At 68.2% G+C, this 16,071-nt stretch carries 13 protein-coding genes and 7 pseudogenes; 6 read left to right on the top strand and 14 right to left on the bottom strand.

Translation table 11 applies throughout. The features are described 5' to 3' along the window. Positions 1-120: 120 nt before the first annotated feature. Positions 121-711 (bottom strand): annotated as a pseudogene (locus tag LE548_RS43820) (IS5 family transposase); the annotation flags it as partial. Between LE548_RS43820 and LE548_RS43815 the strand changes: the two are divergent. Continuing rightward, positions 703-948, top strand: a pseudogene (locus tag LE548_RS43815) (IS110 family transposase); the annotation flags it as partial. The pseudogenes LE548_RS43820 and LE548_RS43815 sit on opposite strands and share 9 nt — an antisense overlap. 21 nt (positions 949-969) lie before the next feature. On the opposite strand, the gene LE548_RS43810 reads toward LE548_RS43815, so the two are convergent. The 3 genes from LE548_RS43810 to LE548_RS43795 all read right to left on the bottom strand — a co-directional run bounded on the left by LE548_RS43810 (position 970) and on the right by LE548_RS43795 (position 4,234). Beyond that, on the bottom strand, positions 970-1,950 hold the full coding sequence (locus tag LE548_RS43810) for an IS110 family transposase (protein WP_225102626.1): 981 nt from the start codon (positions 1,948-1,950) through the stop codon (positions 970-972). A gap of 396 nt (positions 1,951-2,346) precedes the next feature. Further along, a complete protein-coding gene (locus LE548_RS43805; RefSeq protein WP_225102625.1) occupies positions 2,347-2,730 on the bottom strand; it encodes a VOC family protein in 384 nt (127 codons plus the stop codon). Between the two features lie 241 nt (positions 2,731-2,971). Beyond that, positions 2,972-4,234 (bottom strand): beta-ketoacyl synthase, encoded by a 1,263-nt coding sequence (locus tag LE548_RS43795; RefSeq protein ID WP_225102623.1) that lies wholly within the window; start codon positions 4,232-4,234, stop codon positions 2,972-2,974. Positions 4,235-4,424: 190 nt separating this feature from the next. Between LE548_RS43795 and LE548_RS43790 the strand changes: the two genes are divergently transcribed. From LE548_RS43790 to LE548_RS43780, 3 genes and pseudogenes are all read left to right on the top strand, one after another. After that, on the top strand, positions 4,425-4,919 hold the full coding sequence (locus LE548_RS43790) for a TetR/AcrR family transcriptional regulator C-terminal domain-containing protein (protein ID WP_308031165.1): 495 nt from the start codon (positions 4,425-4,427) through the stop codon (positions 4,917-4,919). Positions 4,920-4,975: 56 nt separating this feature from the next. After that, a pseudogene (locus LE548_RS43785) lies at positions 4,976-6,067 on the top strand (IS630 family transposase). Between the two features lie 83 nt (positions 6,068-6,150). Then, positions 6,151-6,334: pseudogene (locus LE548_RS43780) on the top strand (IS630 family transposase); the annotation flags it as partial. On the opposite strand, the pseudogene LE548_RS43775 reads toward LE548_RS43780, so the two are convergent. The 3 genes and pseudogenes from LE548_RS43775 to LE548_RS43765 all read right to left on the bottom strand — a co-directional run. Further along, positions 6,312-6,484 (bottom strand): annotated as a pseudogene (locus LE548_RS43775) (substrate-binding domain-containing protein); the annotation flags it as partial. The pseudogenes LE548_RS43780 and LE548_RS43775 sit on opposite strands and share 23 nt — an antisense overlap. Before the next feature lie 163 nt (positions 6,485-6,647). After that, positions 6,648-6,812 carry a hypothetical protein gene (locus LE548_RS43770; RefSeq protein ID WP_225102621.1) on the bottom strand — a complete coding sequence of 55 codons (165 nt, stop codon included), beginning with the start codon at positions 6,810-6,812 and terminating at the stop codon, positions 6,648-6,650. 278 nt (positions 6,813-7,090) lie between these two features. Then, the gene (locus LE548_RS43765) at positions 7,091-7,825 is read right to left on the bottom strand and encodes a rhomboid family intramembrane serine protease (protein ID WP_225102620.1); all 735 of its coding nucleotides are present in this window, start codon (positions 7,823-7,825) and stop codon (positions 7,091-7,093) included. Between the two features lie 210 nt (positions 7,826-8,035). On the opposite strand from LE548_RS43765, the gene LE548_RS43760 reads away from it, so the two are divergent. Beyond that, positions 8,036-8,362, top strand: coding sequence for an ankyrin repeat domain-containing protein (locus LE548_RS43760; protein WP_225102619.1), 327 nt, complete (start codon positions 8,036-8,038; stop codon positions 8,360-8,362). Between the two features lie 384 nt (positions 8,363-8,746). Here LE548_RS43760 and LE548_RS43755 read toward each other — a convergent pair whose 3' ends face one another. Beyond that, entirely contained in the window at positions 8,747-9,670 is a 924-nt protein-coding gene (locus LE548_RS43755; protein WP_225102618.1) for an alpha/beta hydrolase, read from the bottom strand. A gap of 43 nt (positions 9,671-9,713) precedes the next feature. Between LE548_RS43755 and LE548_RS43750 the strand changes: the two genes are divergently transcribed. Further along, positions 9,714-10,190, top strand: coding sequence for a MarR family winged helix-turn-helix transcriptional regulator (locus tag LE548_RS43750; RefSeq protein ID WP_225102617.1), 477 nt, complete (start codon positions 9,714-9,716; stop codon positions 10,188-10,190). Between the two features lie 345 nt (positions 10,191-10,535). On the opposite strand, the pseudogene LE548_RS43745 reads toward LE548_RS43750, so the two are convergent. The 6 genes and pseudogenes from LE548_RS43745 to LE548_RS43720 all read right to left on the bottom strand — a co-directional run. Continuing rightward, positions 10,536-10,874, bottom strand: a pseudogene (locus LE548_RS43745) (MFS transporter); the annotation flags it as partial. A gap of 102 nt (positions 10,875-10,976) precedes the next feature. Next, positions 10,977-11,245, bottom strand: a pseudogene (locus tag LE548_RS43740) (transcriptional regulator); the annotation flags it as partial. A gap of 270 nt (positions 11,246-11,515) precedes the next feature. After that, the gene (locus LE548_RS43735) at positions 11,516-13,123 is read right to left on the bottom strand and encodes an alpha/beta hydrolase (RefSeq protein WP_225102616.1); all 1,608 of its coding nucleotides are present in this window, start codon (positions 13,121-13,123) and stop codon (positions 11,516-11,518) included. 225 nt (positions 13,124-13,348) lie between these two features. Next, on the bottom strand, positions 13,349-14,047 hold the full coding sequence (locus LE548_RS43730; RefSeq protein ID WP_225102615.1) for a response regulator transcription factor: 699 nt from the start codon (positions 14,045-14,047) through the stop codon (positions 13,349-13,351). Then, positions 14,044-15,246: a histidine kinase gene (locus LE548_RS43725; RefSeq protein ID WP_225102614.1), complete on the bottom strand. Its 1,203-nt coding sequence runs from the start codon at positions 15,244-15,246 to the stop codon at positions 14,044-14,046. Before LE548_RS43725 ends, LE548_RS43730 begins: the two co-directional genes overlap by 4 nt. A gap of 449 nt (positions 15,247-15,695) precedes the next feature. Further along, positions 15,696-16,071, bottom strand: a 376-nt coding sequence (locus LE548_RS43720; RefSeq protein WP_225102613.1) for an integrase core domain-containing protein, incomplete at its 5' end; no start/stop codon positions are given.

The following is a 16,071-nucleotide window of genomic DNA, read 5'->3' as shown; positions in this document are numbered from 1 at the left end:
GACACAGCCAGGCCCGAGCCCGCCGCTCCCACTACAAACGTCGAGGGCACAACCCCCAGATGCGGTTGCAGTACTAAGACGGTGTCCTATGTGGTGAGGCGGACGTTGACCCGGTATGGGGCGGGGGTGGCGTTCATAGCGGGGTGTAAGTCGGCGGTAGCCGGACAGCCAGGAGACCGTTCGCTCGATCATCCACCTTCGGCGCCCCAACCGTTCGCTGGACTCGATGCCTTTACGGGCGATGCGCACGCCGATGCGCTTGCCGCGTAACTATTTTCGCAGGTGGGGGATGTCATACGCCTTGTCGGCATGCAGGCGCTGAGGCTTGAAGTGGCGGCCGCGGTGGGGGCGTGTCTCGTTTGGTGACCCTCGACCATGGGCCTCAGCGCCTCGCTGTCGTGGGTGTTGGCGGCCGAGACGCCGACGACCAGGGGCAGTCCGTTCGCGCCCGACAGGACGTGCATCTTGGAACCCGGCTTGCCCCGGTCCACGGGGCTCGGACCTGTGAGTTCGCCCCCTTTTTTTAGCCCGCACGTGAGCGAAGTCGAGGACCACCCGCGAGACGTCGATGAGGCCGGCGTCATCGAGTCGGTGCAGCACCGCCTCATGCAGCCGGCCCCATACCCCGGCCCGCGACCAGATCAGGAATCGGCGGTGCACGGTCGACTTCGAAATCCCGAAACACGGCGGCAGAGCCCGCCAGGCAAGACCCAGCGCCGAAGGCTCAACCGCGGTGGCGACCGCCAAGCCAACTCTGCCCTCTGCACCATCGTCCTGGCTCGTCTGGGCTGGGCCACCTGCACCCGCGACTACGTGGAGCGGCGCGTCAGCGAGGGCAAGACCCGTCGGGAAGCCATCCGCTGCCTCAAACGCTACGTCGCACGAGAGAACTACCAGATGATCGTCCCCAGGAGCACGGTGGCACCACCGCCACCAGCTGCTGCTTGACATCCATAGCGCCTCTGTGTGTCAAGCGGCTTGAGCGAGGTGGCTTCGTTGGTCGCGTTTCATGATTCGGTAGACCACGTTGGACAGGCGGCGTTTCAGGGCCCTGCGGGCTTCCGCAGGCGTCTTTCCTTCCGCGATCTTGCGCAGGTAGTAGTCCTGCCCGCGTCCGCCATCGCGGATTTGGCAGAGGGCGATGACATGCAGTACCGAGTTCAGTGTCCGGTTGCCGCCGGTGTTGAGCCGGTGGCGTACGTTGTTGCCGCTGGAAGCGTCCAGGGGTGCGCTGCCGGTGTAGCTGGCGAAGTGGTGCTCGGTGGGGAAGCGGCTGACGTTTCCGACGTGGCCGATGACCTTGGCGGCCAGCACGGTGCCCAGGCCCGGCAGGACCGTGAGCGTGGTACGGGTCGCGGGGAGCGCGTCACGCATCTCGGCTTCGTTGTCCTTGACCTGCCGGCCCAGGCGGCGCAGATCGGCCAGGAGATCGCGGGCTATGTCGCGGCGGCAGGCGTCGGTGGCGGTCTCGGGCCGCAGGCTCTTCATGATGGCAGCGGCCTTGTTGGCGGACAGCCCGGTGGGGGCGCCTCCGGGAACGAGGTCACGCAGGACGGCATGGAGTCGGTTCACGACACGGGTGCGTTCGTGGACCAGGTCGTCGTGCCGCTCGGTCAGCAGCCGAAGGATCGTGGTCTGGTCTTCCGGCTCAACGGGCCGCAGATCCTGGCGGAACAGAGCGACCTGGGCGACGTGCAGGGCATCGGCCGGATCGGTCTTGCGGTCGCCACCGGTGGCCAGCAGGCGAGCCCGGGCGGACAGAGTGGAGGGAACGTCCACGACGTCTTCCCCTGCGGCGGCGAGCTGCTGAGCAAGGGTTCGGCCCAGGCCGCTGGCACCTTCCACTGCGAAGCGGCGCTCGGACCATTGCTCGCACCACCGCATCAGCTGCCTGAAGGTGCCGGCGTTGACGACAAAGCGCCGCTGGCTGATCTTGTGACCGGGTCGCATCGACGACAACTGCGGTGTGAGAGGACTTGTGGGGGTCGATCCCAATGGTGATCACGCGCATCCCGGTCTGTGCTCGAAGAGACGAAGTATGCGGTGGGCACCCTGACTTGAAGTAGCAGTCACGCACATTCATGCCTCTGTCGAGCCACACCGCGTGGGTGTCGGCCGGCGGCGGCACGCTATGGAGGAGCCAGCCAGACGGCGGCAAGGGGCATACGGACCCATGCCGACCGGCACCCTGGACGCTACGGCTGCAGACCGAGCATCTGGACTCGATTCAACAAGTCAGGGGCATCAAACTCGCCGTCCGCTACAAAGCGACCGTGCTGGTCGCGGCCATCAACGAGTGGCTGTGATCAGCGGTCACAGCAAACCGGCCAGGCTGGCGCGTGGGCGTCAGGAACCCATCGCAGCTCGGTCGGACTCGCTGCGAAGAACGCAGAATTCGTTCCCTTCGGGGTCAGCAAGGACTGCCCAGCCAGTCCCATCGGGATTCCGGAGATCGGAGATCAGGGTGGCACCGAGGCCGAGCAGCCGTTCCACCTCCTGCTCACGCGATGTCTCAGGGCGCAAACACAGATGGATCCGGTTCTTGATCTTCTTGGACTCGGGCACCTGGTTGAAGTACAGCACTGGCCCCTCCGCCAGCAGCACCTGAGTCTCCCGGTTTCCCGGTTTGTCTTCCGGATGCAGTGGACGGCCAGTCACTCTGCTCCAGAACCGGGCCAGCTCGTAGGCGTCCGCACAGTCAATCGCCACGTTCTGCAATATCGAAACCATGCGCGCGAGCCTTCCTCACTTCCGCCCCAGACGCCACCGAGTTGCGCTCAGTCTTCATGCACACAGCTCAAGCCCATGGCAGTACTTTCGATACACGCTCCAGCCTGACTCTGAAGCTAGGTCGGGTGCTTCGGGCCGCCGCGGGTGAAGCGCCGCAGCACCTGCTCCGCCTCGGCGGTGCCCAGGCGCAGGGCAGTGGCGTACTTGACCATCTGGTCGCACTACGGTGCGTTCGCGTGGGTCATGGTGTCGTCGAGGCCGTACGGGACGCGTGGTGCCGTGCGCCGGTGACGATGAGTGAGACGTTCTGCCCACCGAAGCCGAAGGAGTTGCTGAGCACGGCCTCCTGGGGGACGTCTCGTCGCTCTGCGACGACATCGAGATCGATGTCGGGATCGACACCGGCCGCGGTGAGGTTGCGGGTCGGAGGGATGACGCCGTGCTCCACACTGAGGACGGCGATGAGCGCTTCGATCGCACCAGCTGCGCCGAAGAGATGCCCGAGTGCCGCTTTGGGGGCTGTCACGGTGGCGCGGCCGAATACTTCCCCGATCGCGTGTGCCTCGGCGACGTCGCCGACCGGAGTTCCGGTGGCGTGGGCGTTGACGTGGCTGATCTGCTCGGGAGCCAAACCGGCTTGCGCAAGGGCCTTCCGCATGGCCGAGATCTGACCGGAGCCGTCGGGAGCGGGTGCCGTGATGTGGTGAGCGTCGGCGGCGATGCCGGCGCCCGCGAGTACCGCGTGGACGCGCGCGCCTCGGACGCTGGCGTGCTCGGCGCTTTCGAGCACCACGACAGCGGCGCCTTCACTGAGGACGAATCCGTTGCGGTCCGCGGCGAACGGCCGGGACGCTGACGCGGGTTCGTCGGTATGCCGCGACAGTGCCTGTGCCTGGGCGAAGCCGGCGACGGTGATCGGGGTGATCGCGGCCTCGGTCCCGCCCGCGATGACCACGTCCGCTTCGCCGGCACGGATGAGCCTGGCCCCCAGGGCGATCGCCTCGGCACCGGAAGAGCACGCCGAGACGGGCGAGTAGACCCCGGCCCGTGCACCGTATTCGATACTGATCAGCGCCGCCGCCGCATTGGGCATGAGCATCGGGACCGTGCGTGGAGAGACGCGCCGAGTCCCGGCCGTCTCCAGTACGTCGTCTTCCTTCAACAGCGTCCGTACGCCCCCGATGCCCGTGCCGATCGCTGATGCGAGCCGGTCCGGGTCCACCTGCGGGGCACCGGCATCGGCCCAGGCTTCGGCCGCCGCGGCGAAGGCCGCCTGCTGCGAGCGGTCGAGCCGCCTGGCCTGCACCGGCAGCAGCAACTCGGCGGGGTCGATCGCCATCGTCCCTGCGACGGTGTCGGGAAGGCCGACGTCCTCGTGGCCGCGCAGGACGCCGCCGCGGATGCCGGACTCGCCGGCAAGCAGGGCGTCCCACGTAGACACCACGTCGCCACCGAGTGGCGTGATCGCGCCGAGTCCGGTCACGACGACTTCAGTCCGGTGCATGCCCTTCCACCTTTCTTGTATGCGATACAAGCAAACAGATCCTTGTTGTATCACATACAATTCGCGTGTGGAGAAGAAGCGAACCGAAGCTCGATCAACGTCGGCTCGGTCGCGTGACCGCGGTCGCGCGACGAGACGTCGGCTGATCGAGGCAACTGCACGGCTCTGCAAGGAGCGGCCCGGCGCTGAGGTGAGCGTCGCGGAGATCGCGAACGCGGCAGGCGTCTTCCCCAATCAGGTCACCTACTACTTCGGCTCCAAGGACTCGCTGCTCGTGCATGCCGCCTTTCTCGGCTTGCTGCACGACGCCCGACGGATTGAGCGCATCGGTCGCCAAGCCCCCGATGCGGCGACATTTCGGCGCAACATCGCCCGCGCCGTACTGGCCATGCCCTCGCTCCCGTCGGTCGCGCGAGCACTCGCCGCCGGGATCTCCAAGCCCGAACTCGCCCCCGTGGTCGACCGGCACCTCCAGTTGCTGTTCCGGCAATCCGAGCGCTTTGTGAGCCGGCTCATCAACGGTCGTGGCTGGAGGGCCCGTCGACCGCTCGACGTGGAGGCCAGGACCTTCTGGAGCACCGCGCTCGGCGCAGTGCTGCTCGTCCGCGCGGGGGCACACGGCACTGTCGCCGACCTCGACCTCGCCGGAGCATTGACCATCCACGACGAACCCGAGCCCGGCTAGTGTCCTGAGCCGGGAATTCGCTGCGTAACTCGTGGTTGGTTCGGCGTGATGTCTGGATGGCGAGGACGGGACGGCCGAAGGCCGAGCTCATGCTGACCGATGACGAGTGTGAGACGTTGTCCCGCTGGGCCAGGCGTCGTACTTCCTCGCAGGCACTGGCCCTGCGGTGCCGGATCGTGCTGGAGTGTGCAACGGGCGCCTCAAACAAGGATGTTGCTGCACATCTCAGTGTTGCGGCACATACGGTGAGCGGGTGGCGGGCCCGGTTCGTGCGGTACCGGTTGGAGGGTCCGGCCCGATGAGCCCAGGTCTGGCGGGCCGCGCACGGTAACCGACGAGCAGGTCGAAGAGGTCGTCGTGCTCACGCTGGAGGCGACACCGAAGGGCGCGACCCACTGGTCGACACGGGAGATGGCCAGGCAGCCCGGGCTGTCGCAGTCCACCATTTCGCGGATCTGGCGAACCTTCGGGCTCAAGCCGCACCTGGTGGACACCTTCAAGCTGTCGAAGGATCCGCAGTTCATCGAGAAGATCCGAGATGTCGTTGGACTCCATCTTGCGCCGCCTGACCGGGCGCTGGTGCTGTGTGTGGACGAGAAAACGCAGATCCAGGCGCTGGACCGGTCGGCTCCGGTGCTGCCGATGATGCCCGGCATGCCCGAGCGCCGCAGCCACGACTATGTGCGTGGCGGGGTCACCACCTTATTCGCCGCGCTGAACACCGCCACCGGCGAGGTGATCGGCTTCTTCACCGCCGGCACCGCGCGGTGGAGTTCAAGAAGTTCCTCGTTCGACTGGACAAGAAAGTCCCCGCCGAACTCGACGTGCACCTGATCTGCGACAACGCCTCGACGCACAAGACGCCGGCCATCCAGAAGTGGCTTCTGGCTCACCCGCGGTTCCACATGCACTTCACCCCTGCCAGCTCCTCCTGGCTCAACCAGGTCGAGCGGTGGTTCGGCCTGCTCACTGACAAGCAGATACGGCGAGGCGTCCACAAGAACATCCAGGCCCTGGAGAAGGACATCCGCAACTGGATCAAGACCTGGAACCAGGATCCGAAGCCCTTCATCTGGACCAAGACCGCGGACGAGATCCTCGAACGCCTCGCCGGATATCTGAACCGAATTCCCGACTCAGGACACTAGTGCCGTGACCAGGAAGGTTCACCGGGTTGGTGGTCGGAGCGGTTGGATATGGCGTGTCGTCTGATCCGACTGCTGGGGGCGTGGTGGCTGAGCCCGTTCGTGTGCCCAGGTTGATCGAGCAGGAAGGGCAGAAGCTGCAGCAGATCGTGCGCCGGGGCAGCACCAGCTCGGTACGGTACCGGCGCGCGATGCTTGCCCGCTTCGGCCGGCGGAAACGCGGTGTCGGTGATCGCGAAGCTGGTGCAGGCCGACGAGGACACCGTCCGCGCGCGGAGACCTCTTCCAGCAGTACCCGAGCCATCGTGCGGCCCACCACCTCCCGTGTCGCCTTGCGCACGCTGGTCAGCGGTGGGTCGATGTGCCGATCGGCGAGTCCTCGCGGCCGATCAGCGCCACGTCGTCCGGCACCCGCCAACCCTTCCCGGGCAGAGCACCAGCTCAGTCGAACGGGCCGGCTGCGACGACGTGCGCGCGGTTCCCGCGCGACGGTGGCCTTGTCGCGGTCGGCGTGGTCGCCGTCGCCGACGAACTCCATGTTGCGGCTGGAGCAAGGCGTCAAGAACCTGCTTGCCAGCAACAGTCAAGGGTCGCGTGAGGGGGCGCGGGCGGCGAGTTCGGTGGCGAAGTGGCGGGCCTGGGCGCCGCAGTCGTGGTCCTGCGTGTCGGTGTGCTGCAGGGCATCCAGCAGCTGGTGCGCCTCCGTCAGCGTGAAGAGCGGCAGGCGCGGCTCGTACAACTCCGGCATACCCAATGCGGGATCGAGAGGCCCATCCATGCAGGGCGCAACGCACACCAGCCGCGCCGGTTACGCCCGCCGGTCAGCTTTTGGCCCCGGGGTGCAGTCGGGGCGGAGAGGCACTGCACGTTCCCGTTGAACGCCATGTGTTTTTGGCTGAACCAACACAGGTCATCGCCGATCTCGCGGGCCCCGGCAACGCGGTCGCACTCGATCCAGGTGTTGTCCAGGATCACGTGTGTGGTCCCCTCCCGCCGACAGGGGTTCAGCAGCTGGTGCAGGGCTACCTAGAGCAGACCGAGGTCGCCGAGTTCCTTGTGGAGGTCCGCGCGCGGGTGGTCGGAGCGTACTTGGACGTTGCCGGGCGTGACCGGCCGCGGCCCCTGGCGAGAGCCTGCACCTGTGTCGGCCCGCGAGCGCCGGTCCCGGAAGACCCAGGCTCCCGCCAGGCCGCCGATGAGCCCTCCCAAGTGTCCCAGCCAGCTCACTCCCGGCGTCCCGGGGACGGCCACGGTGAGCAGGTAGGCGAAGGAGGCCGCCATGACCACACCGATCAGCGTGTCGATCAGGTGCCGGTCGAACAGTCCACGCACGACAACGTAGCTGAAGTATCCGAAGATCAGGCCGCTGGCACCGACCGTATCCACGTCGCCTCGTTCGAAGAACCACACCGCGAGCCCGCTGGTCACGCCGACCAGCAGGCTCAGACCGAGAAAGCGGGCCACCCCTCGGTAGGCGGCGAGGAAACCGAAGACGAACAGCGGCCCGGAGTTGCTCTCGATGTGTGCCCAGCTCCAGTGCAGCAAAGGCGCGACGAGGATGTCGGGCAGCGTGCCGACGTCGCCGGACCTGACCCCGTAGTCCCTGGAAAGGGCGTAGTGGTCGGCGTAGTTGACGAGCTGCAGAACCCAGACGAGCGCGAGGCCCCCGAACATCACGAAGAACGCCTTTCGCGCCTCCGCGATGACCTGCTCCGCGCTGACAGGCAAGGCGTCGGTCTGGTCTCTGTACGCCGCACCCATGGCACACTTCCTCCCCCGGCGGATCCGCATCCGCCCCGCGACACAGCACACTCTACGTACTGTCGGGCGGTCGCTGCGGACGACTCGGTGCTGGGCTTCCACTGCCTCGGCCTATGCCAGCCGGGCAGTGTCGTCAGACGGTCGGAGGTGGCGCAGTACCGTGGGGGGTGCCCCTATGTCCTTCGTCAAACTGTCGTCATGATGGGTGGCATGTCGGATGAGGACCAGGGGCTGGGACGCGAGAGCCGCCAGGAGTGGACGCCGCTGCACTTCGCGGCGGACGAGCAGGATGCCGCGGCTGTCGGCTCTCTTCAGGCGGCGGGTGCGTGGGTGGATGCCCCGGATGGGCAGGGCAATACACCTCTCTGGCATGCGGTATTCACGTATCGAGGTGATGGCGCGGTGCTGTCGCTGCTGGTCGATGCCGGTGCCGATTCGGACAGGGACAACCTTCACGGTGTGAGCCCGCGGCGTCTTGCCGACTGGCGTGTCGGTTCGGATGGCGCGGCGCATCTCGGGGAACGTCCCGCCTCGTAGAGCTGTTTGTGCAGGTCAAGCCCCTTTGGCAGGATGGGGTTCGTCCTCCCGCTCCCAGTCGTGCCGCACCCGTACCCCTCCCACACTGCCCGAGATCACTCGTTGAGCCCAACGGGACGCCCCGGGCGAGGGGAAACAACGACCAGAGCAGTTACGTAGCGCTACATGTCGGCCGTAGCTATATGAGAACAAGGCACACAACGAGAGCCACGGGCACGGACCGACCTGGTCGACCGTGCGGAGCGGAGGCCCCCTGTGGCCCGACGGGGCCGCCAAGCAGCTCCAGGACGCGGCGGTGCGCGCCCTGGGCAGCGCCCGGCTGCCGGATAACGGCAAGCAAGGCCCGAGGCGGAGGCTCCAGCCCGGGTGGCGGCCGCGGTGACCCTACTCCGCTGACGTGTGCGCCGTGCACCCCGCGCGAAGGCGCTGGGTGAGGAAAAGAGCAGCGCGGTCCAGTGCCTCGTCTGCCTCGTCCAGAACGCCTGCGAACGACTGGAACACGTGCGGCACGTCGGCGGTGATGTCCAGAATGACGTCCACTCCGACCGCCCTCGCATGCGCGGCAAGGCGCGTGGAGTCGTCCAGCAGGATCTCGTTCGTGCCCACCTGGATCAGTATGGGGGGGAAGCCGGTCAGGTCGGCGAGGACAGCCGGGCTGAGCAGCGGCTGGTGGGGGTCGGCTCCGGCGAGGTACATGGCCCCGGTGTGCTCGACGGCCTTTCGGGTGAAGATCGGGTCGATGCCTTCCTTGGTGACCATGCTCTCGCCCGTGCGTGTGGCGTCGAGGCCCGGGGAGAACGCCACCAAGGCGGCGGGCAGTGGGAGGCCCGCGTCACGGGCGGCGAGGCAGGTGGTGACGGTGAGGCCGCCGCCGGCGGAGTCGCCGGCGAACGCGATGGTCGACGGGTCTGTGCCGTTGTCGAGGAGGGCGCGATAGGCGCTCAGGGTGTCTTCGATCGCGGCCGGGTACGGGTGCTCGGGGGCAAGTCGGTAGTCCAGCGAGTGCGCCGTGAAGCCGGTCTTGGCCACGAGATGTCCGGTCAGCGACAGGGCGGTCTCGGGGGAGCCGAAAACGAAGCCGCCGCCGTGGAAGTACAGGATCGTCCCGGCGCGAGGGCCGTCGTCCGGCTCGACACACAGTGCGGGTCGGCCGCCGAGCGTCGTCTGCGTGGTGCGGATGGTGCCGGGCACGATCATCTGGGCCATCAGCGCCTTGAATCCGGTGCGGAGCGCTTCGACCGACCGGGGGCTCTCGGGCCGCGGCTGTCGCATCATCGCGTCGATCCGGGCGCGCTGTTCCTTGCTCAAGGGTGTGCTCCTGCCGTAAGTAGATTCCATTACACTATATGCCGTGGCAGCTAAATCAAGTGGTGGCGTGGTCGACCTCCCGGGCTTCTTCGCCGATCTGGTCCGATGCGAGACACGCCTGTACAACGCCCTCAATGACCGTCTCCGTGAGCGGCACGGGATCGTCACCTCGCAGTTCGAGCTCCTGCGCTTCCTGCGCGACCGCCCCGGGGCTCGCGTGGCGGACCTCGCCGCCGAGTTCGTCGTCGGCGTCGGGGCGACCAGCAAGGGCGTCGACCGTCTGGAGAAACAGGGATGGGTCGTCCGGCAGCCGAATCCATCCGATCGCCGGTCGTCACTGCTGGCCCTGACCGACGGCGGCTCGCAGCTCGTCGAAGCGGCGGAGAAGACATTCACCGATGGACTCGCCGTGCTGATCGGAGACACGCTCAACGGTTCCTCGGCCGCGGCCGCCGTCCGCGCCATCTCGAAGCTGCGCTCCGTGCTCGAACGCAACCAGATCGGCACGCCCGCAGGCTGACGGACATCGCCCCGGGCCCGGACGTGCGGCGGCACCCGGCCTGCACCGGTACGACGAACGGCTCAACGGGTCGGGTGCGCCGGCTGTCAGTCCCCGTCCTCGTCGTCCTCCGCGGCATCCGGGTCCCGGAAGGGGCGCAGGTCCTGGCCGGGGCCGCCGGCTTTGATGTCGAACAGGTAGCGGCCCAGGTCGGCTGGGCGGGTACTCCGTCCAGCTCCCCGACCTGCACGGGGGCTTGCGACCACCGCGTGGGCCGGATGTCGCAGACGGCGAGTGATCGCCACTCATGGGGAGACGCCGACCAGCCCTTGTTGAGGGCTGGTTCCTGAGTTGCGGTTGGGTTGCTCAGGTGGTCACGCCTGGTCGCTGCCGGGGCAGTTCGGCGTGCCGCAGCGCGTATGAGGCTAGGGCGATGACCACGCTGAGGCCGGCGAAGATGCCGCAGCCGACGAACGCCGGGGCGGCGCCCCAGGCTCCGAAGTCAGCGCCGACCAGCGGGTGACTGAGGGGGGCGACACCGACCATGGTGAGCCTGACGACGGAGGTGACCCGGCCGAGAGGAGCCGGGTCCGCAGCGGTCTGTATGAGTGCGTTGTCCAGACTGCCGAAGACACCGGCGTTCAGCCCGATGACCGCAGCCAGCACCGCAGCGAGCCAAAGGGTAGGCACCAGCGCGATGGCAGCGCGCTCGCGCAGCCCATGAGCAGTTCGGCCATCTCGGCGGATGTAGCGCAGGCCATCGAGCAGGTTCTGTCGCGCGGTGCCGGACTCCGTCCGCTCGGCGGGGATGGCGCCTACCGCGGCAGTGCCCTCGGGTGTCTCCGCGAAGTCCGATTCGCGGAAGCCCAGCTCTCTCCGGATGCCACCTGCCGCCACCGCTTGCGGCCGTCGATGCCCCGGTCGCTCGCCTGCGACACGAAGCCGTGCTCGGCCGGCTTGCGCAAGTGGCAGCTGACCAGCGAGGGCGTCTCGTCGACATGCTCGGCGAGCTGAGAGGCGGTCGCGGTGCCCGCACCGCACAGCGGCCGGTGCAGCTGCATCGGCAGCGGCTTCATCGGGCGTGGTGGTTGCGGTGCAGGAAATCCCGACGAGATTGATCTTGCTGGGGTCGGCCTACTGCGCGAAGGCTCCGAGCCGGCGGGGCACACGAACAGAGCGGCGAAGCTGGGCTGCCGGTGAGCGGGCAGCCGGTGAAGGCGCGGTCTTGGAGCGGGCACGCATGGTGGTGGCCGGCCCGCCGGGACGGGCCGCTGATCCCGGTGCGTGCCTCGAAGGTTCCGGTATCCGAGGCCGCACCGTTGTTGGGAACACCGCGTTCCGGCGCCTTACTTCTGGGTGACGTCGGTGCAGTAGACCGCCTTGTCCGGCAGGTGGCCGGTGGCCAGGAAGCCGACGGTGGCCTTGTCGGCGCAGGCGGAGCCTTCGTTGTAGGTGTAGTGCCCGCCGTTGTCGACGCCGACGAAGGCGGAGCCGTCGCCGAGGGCCTTGTGCAGCCCGACGCCGCCTTCCCACGGGGTGGCGTTGTCCCGGCGGTTCTGCAGGATCAGGGTGTTGCGCGGGCCGCCGGGCACGACCTTGACAGTCGCCTCGGCCGGCTTGTTCCAGAAGGCGCATGCCCAGATGTTGGCGGGCATGCCGGCGGTGAGCGGCCACTTCTTGCGGTCGGCGGTGGTGCGGGCGGCATAGCCGTCGACGTCGTGCGGCCATTGGGCGTCGCCGCAGGTGAGAGCCATGAACATGGTGGCCTGGTTGTCTGCGGGGATGCCCGGCGACGTCGGTGTGTCGGCGAACACCTCCTTGAGGACCGCGGCGTCGGCGGCCGTGGTGCTGCCGTGGGACAGGTCGTCGGCGGCCTTCCAGAACTGGGCCAACACGGGAAGCGTGTTGTTGTGCAGGAGCAGGGCGTAGGTCATGTTCCGCAGCAGCGCCCCGTCCAGCGACACCGATGCGCCGGGAATCGCTGCGGGCGTGCGGTCGAGCCGGTCGGCGAGGGTGAGGTAGGTGTGGGTCACCTGAGCGACGGTCGTGCCCAGCTTGAGGGTGCTGTTCTGCGCCGCGGCGACGCGGGCGGCGTCGGGGAACCGGTCGGCCATGCCCTTGCCCCAGGTGTCCGCGACCTGGTTGGCCCATACCTTGGTGGGATCGACGTTGCCTTCCAGGATCATCCGGTCGGTGTGGTCCTGGAAGAGCGAGCGGTAGACGGCGCCGAGGTAGGTGCCGTAGGACTGGCCCCAGTAGGAGATCTTCTTCTCACCGAGCGCCTTGCGGATGCGGTCCATGTCGCGGGCGGTGTTGGCGGTGGTGTAGTACCGCAGGTTCTTGCCCGCGGTGTCGGCGCACTGCTCGGCGTCGGCCTTGGCAATGGCCACGTTCTTGGTGATCGAGCCGTCCGCAGCGGGATAGGGGAGAAGCCCGGTCGCGGTGGGGTCCTTCAGACCGCAACTCTGCGGGGTGCTGTGTTCGACGCCGCGCGGGTCGAAGCCGATCAGGTCGTAGCGGTCCAGCACGGTCTTCGGCAGGGTGGACGCCATGGTTTCGGGCATGTCGAGACCGCCCAGGGCCGGCCCGCCGGGGTTCAGCAGCAGGACGCCACGCCGCTTCCCAGGTTTGGCGGTCGACAGCCGGGAGACCGCCACGTCGATCTTCGTGCCGCCCGGGTTCTGGTAGTCCAGCGGGACTTCCAACGTCCCGCAGGTCAGGTGGGGATCACGGGTTTGTCCCTTGCCCAGTGCCGGGCATGTGCCCCAGGTGATCTTCGCGTCGCCCACGGTCTCGCCGGCGCTCCTGCCGGAGACCTTGGCCGTTTGCACGCCCTGGCCGTCGTCGCCACACGCGACCAGTGCGGTCCCTGCCACCGTGGAAACCAGCAGAGCCGCGGCAAACCGGCGGCCTCTGGGGAAACCGTGCTTCGCGGAACTGCGTGTCGTGGTCATGGCGTTGTCCTTAGCTACTCCGCTGGTCGGCCGGCATGGTCCGGCCGTTTGTTGACGGTTCAAGTCAACAAGGGGACACCGGTGGCGCGCGTCACCGCGGAGAGGACAATTCCGGTAGCTCGCTCGGGGGATGCTGGGCCGGCCCTTCGCAGGGAGCGGTCAAGGGAGCATGCTTGGCCGCGGCCGTAGCCACGTTTGCCTGCCCCGACCGGCATCTCAGGGCCATCAGGCTTGGTCGCGACCTCCCGCCAACCCCGCCCGATATGCCAGGACCACCGCCTGGACGCGGTCGCGGAGATCCAGTTTGGTGAGGATGCGGGAGACGTAGGTCTTCACGGTCTCGTGGCTGATGACCAGCTCGCTGGCGATTTCGGCGTTCGACAGGCCCTCGCTGATGAGGAGGAGGACCTCGTGCTCGCGGGCGGTGAGGACCTCCAGGCGCTCGCGCTCGGGGGACGCGGGGGCGGCGGAGGGGCGTACGCGTTCGGCGAAGCGGCCGATCAGGGTACGGGTGACGGCAGGAGCCAGGAGGGACTCGCCGCGGGCGACGACGCGTACCGCGTTGATCAGCTCGGGCGGTGGCGCGTCCTTCAGCAGGAAGCCGCTGGCACCGGCACGCAGAGCCTCGTACACGTACTCGTCGACATTGAAGGTCGTCACGACGAGGATCCTGGCGGGGCTGGCGGAGTCGGGGCCCGCCAGGCGCCGGGTGGCCTCGATTCCGTCGAGCAGGGGCATGCGGATGTCCATGATGACGACGTCCGGCTTCAGCTCCTGCGCGCTCCGGATCGCCGCTCGGCCGTCCACAGCCTCGCCCACGACCTCCATGTCGGGCTGGGCGGAGAGGATCGTGACGAAGCCGGCACGCACGAGGGCCTGGTCCTCGCAGACCAGCACCCTGATCGCGGCGGGCGGGACACTCACGCGGCACCTCCTGAGGGGATGCGGGCGTGCACGCGGAAACCGCCGTCCGGGCGAGGCCCCGCCGCGAACTCGCCCCCCAGCATCTCCACCCGTTCCCGCAACCCGGTCAGGCCCCTGCCTCCCGAGACGTGCGGGCCGCCGCCCAGCAGGGCGGCTGACGGGGGAGCCCCATCGGCTGTACCGGCGGTGGTGACCTCGACGTCCGTCCAGTCGGGGGTGTGCACGAGCCGTACCAGCGTCCGCCGGCCCGCGGCGTACTTCACGGCGTTCGTCAGGGATTCCTGCACGACGCGATACGCCGTGAGTCGGGCACCTGTGGCCATGGTCGGCTGCTCTCCGTCCTCGACCAGCTCGACCGGCTGGCCGCCCGCTCGTGTCTGCTCCACCAGATCAGGCACCCGGCCCGGCACCGGCGTCCGCTCCCGCGGCGCCGCATCACCGGTCGCCTCCAGCACGCCGAGCAGGAACCGGAGCTCGGCCAGCGCGCGGCGGCCGGTGCCGTTGATGGCGTCGAGGGCCTCGTGGAGGCGGTCCGGCGACTCGGTCAGGTACTGCGCTGCACCTGCCTGCACCACCATCGCCGTCACATGGTGGGCCACCACGTCGTGCAACTCCCGGGCCAGGCGGCTGCGTTCCGCCGCGATGGCCACCTGCACGGACAGGCGCCGACGCTCGGCCTCCTGCGTCCGCCGCCCGCGGACCTGGACACCCAGACCCCACACCACGGCCAGGACCATGTAAAACAGCAGGTAGTCGGTCAGGCCCTCGGGCGAGCCCAGCACGTGCAGGACGACGCCGAAGACCACATACCCGCCGGTCGCCGCCAGCGGTACGACCCGCCGGAAGCGGTCCTGGTGGGCACCCACGGAGTACAGCGCGATGTACAGCCCCAGGCTGCCGAAGGTCGGCGGGTAGCCCAGGCACTCGTGCACCGAGAACGAGGCCCCCACCACCGCGAGGCAGGCGGCCGGCCACCGGGTGCGCACCGCAAGCGGCAGAGTCTGTCCCAGGGTCAGCAGCACACTTGCGACCGAGGCGCCGTGGGTGGGAAGACCGCCGAACTGCGTCCCGACCCGCGACAGCGGTGCCGCGAACGACAGCACCGTGAAGACAAGCGCGAACTCGCGGTCCCTGGTGCCGGCCGGGAGTGATCCCCACCACCGCGACAGCACGCGAAGCCGGGCGGCTGCGGCGGCCACCGGGTCCATGCGTGCGGAGGGGCGTCTGGCCTGCGCACGCGCCGATGGCGCGGAGTATGCCGAGCCTGATGGTTCACGCGCTGCTTGGTCTTGCATCATCATCATCATCCACGATCCCGTACGTCCGGCGCTGAGGGGCATGAAGACCGGGCCGTGGTCCGCTGTCCGCCCGCCCGTGAGGTACGACCTGTTCGGTATCCGCACCATACGGCACTGCGGACCGGACAGCCGTCCCCCGGGAGAGAACAGCCGGGTAGCTCGCTCGGGGGATGCGCGGAGACGGCACGTGCCCACCCGCCGGTGACGATGCACAAGGGTCGCAGTCCGTAGCTTTCCGGCATCGAAGGTGCAGACCACCCACCGGGAGCGGGTTCTGCGGAGGAAGCCCTGTCGTCCGACCATCACCAGTATGAGCTGTCCCGAGTTTCGTAGAGTCCGGTGATCTTGTTTCAGGCGGACTGCAGGGCTTGCTCCTGGCTTCGCCAGAAGCTGCGTTCGTACTCGGCGGGCGGTACGTAGTCGAGGGCGGAGTGCAGGCGTTCTTCGTTGTACCACGTGACCCACTGGAAGATCGCCCGCTCCACCTGGTCGAAGCCGGTCCAGGGTCCTTGCATCTCGATCAGCTCGGCCTTGAAGGTGCCGTTCAACGCCTCGGCCATCGCATTGTCATACGAGTCCGCGACGGAACCGACCGACGCGGAGGCGCCGATGTCGGCGAGCCGGTCGGTATAGCGAATCGACACATATTGGACGGATTCAATCGGTCGTCGCAACGCTGGCTGGTGGGACCGATCGTAGCTGCTTGGTGAACACTTCAGCCGGGGT

This window comes from Streptomyces sp. CoH27, from assembly GCF_020181035.1.
In the GTDB taxonomy this organism is placed as follows: Bacteria; Actinomycetota; Actinomycetes; order Streptomycetales; family Streptomycetaceae; genus Streptomyces; species Streptomyces camelliae.
This window is presented reverse-complemented; position numbering and strand designations above follow the sequence as displayed.

Coding starts and splice junctions, on each gene's coding strand:
- LE548_RS43810 (WP_225102626.1), bottom strand. CDS start 1,950: ATGCGACCCGGTCACAAGATCAGCCAGCGGCGCTTTGTCGTCAACGCC.
- LE548_RS43805 (WP_225102625.1), bottom strand. CDS start 2,730: ATGGTTTCGATATTGCAGAACGTGGCGATTGACTGTGCGGACGCCTAC.
- LE548_RS43795 (WP_225102623.1), bottom strand. CDS start 4,234: ATGCACCGGACTGAAGTCGTCGTGACCGGACTCGGCGCGATCACGCCA.
- LE548_RS43770 (WP_225102621.1), bottom strand. CDS start 6,812: ATGCCGGAGTTGTACGAGCCGCGCCTGCCGCTCTTCACGCTGACGGAG.
- LE548_RS43765 (WP_225102620.1), bottom strand. CDS start 7,825: ATGGGTGCGGCGTACAGAGACCAGACCGACGCCTTGCCTGTCAGCGCG.
- LE548_RS43760 (WP_225102619.1), top strand. CDS start 8,036: ATGTCGGATGAGGACCAGGGGCTGGGACGCGAGAGCCGCCAGGAGTGG.
- LE548_RS43735 (WP_225102616.1), bottom strand. CDS start 13,123: ATGACCACGACACGCAGTTCCGCGAAGCACGGTTTCCCCAGAGGCCGC.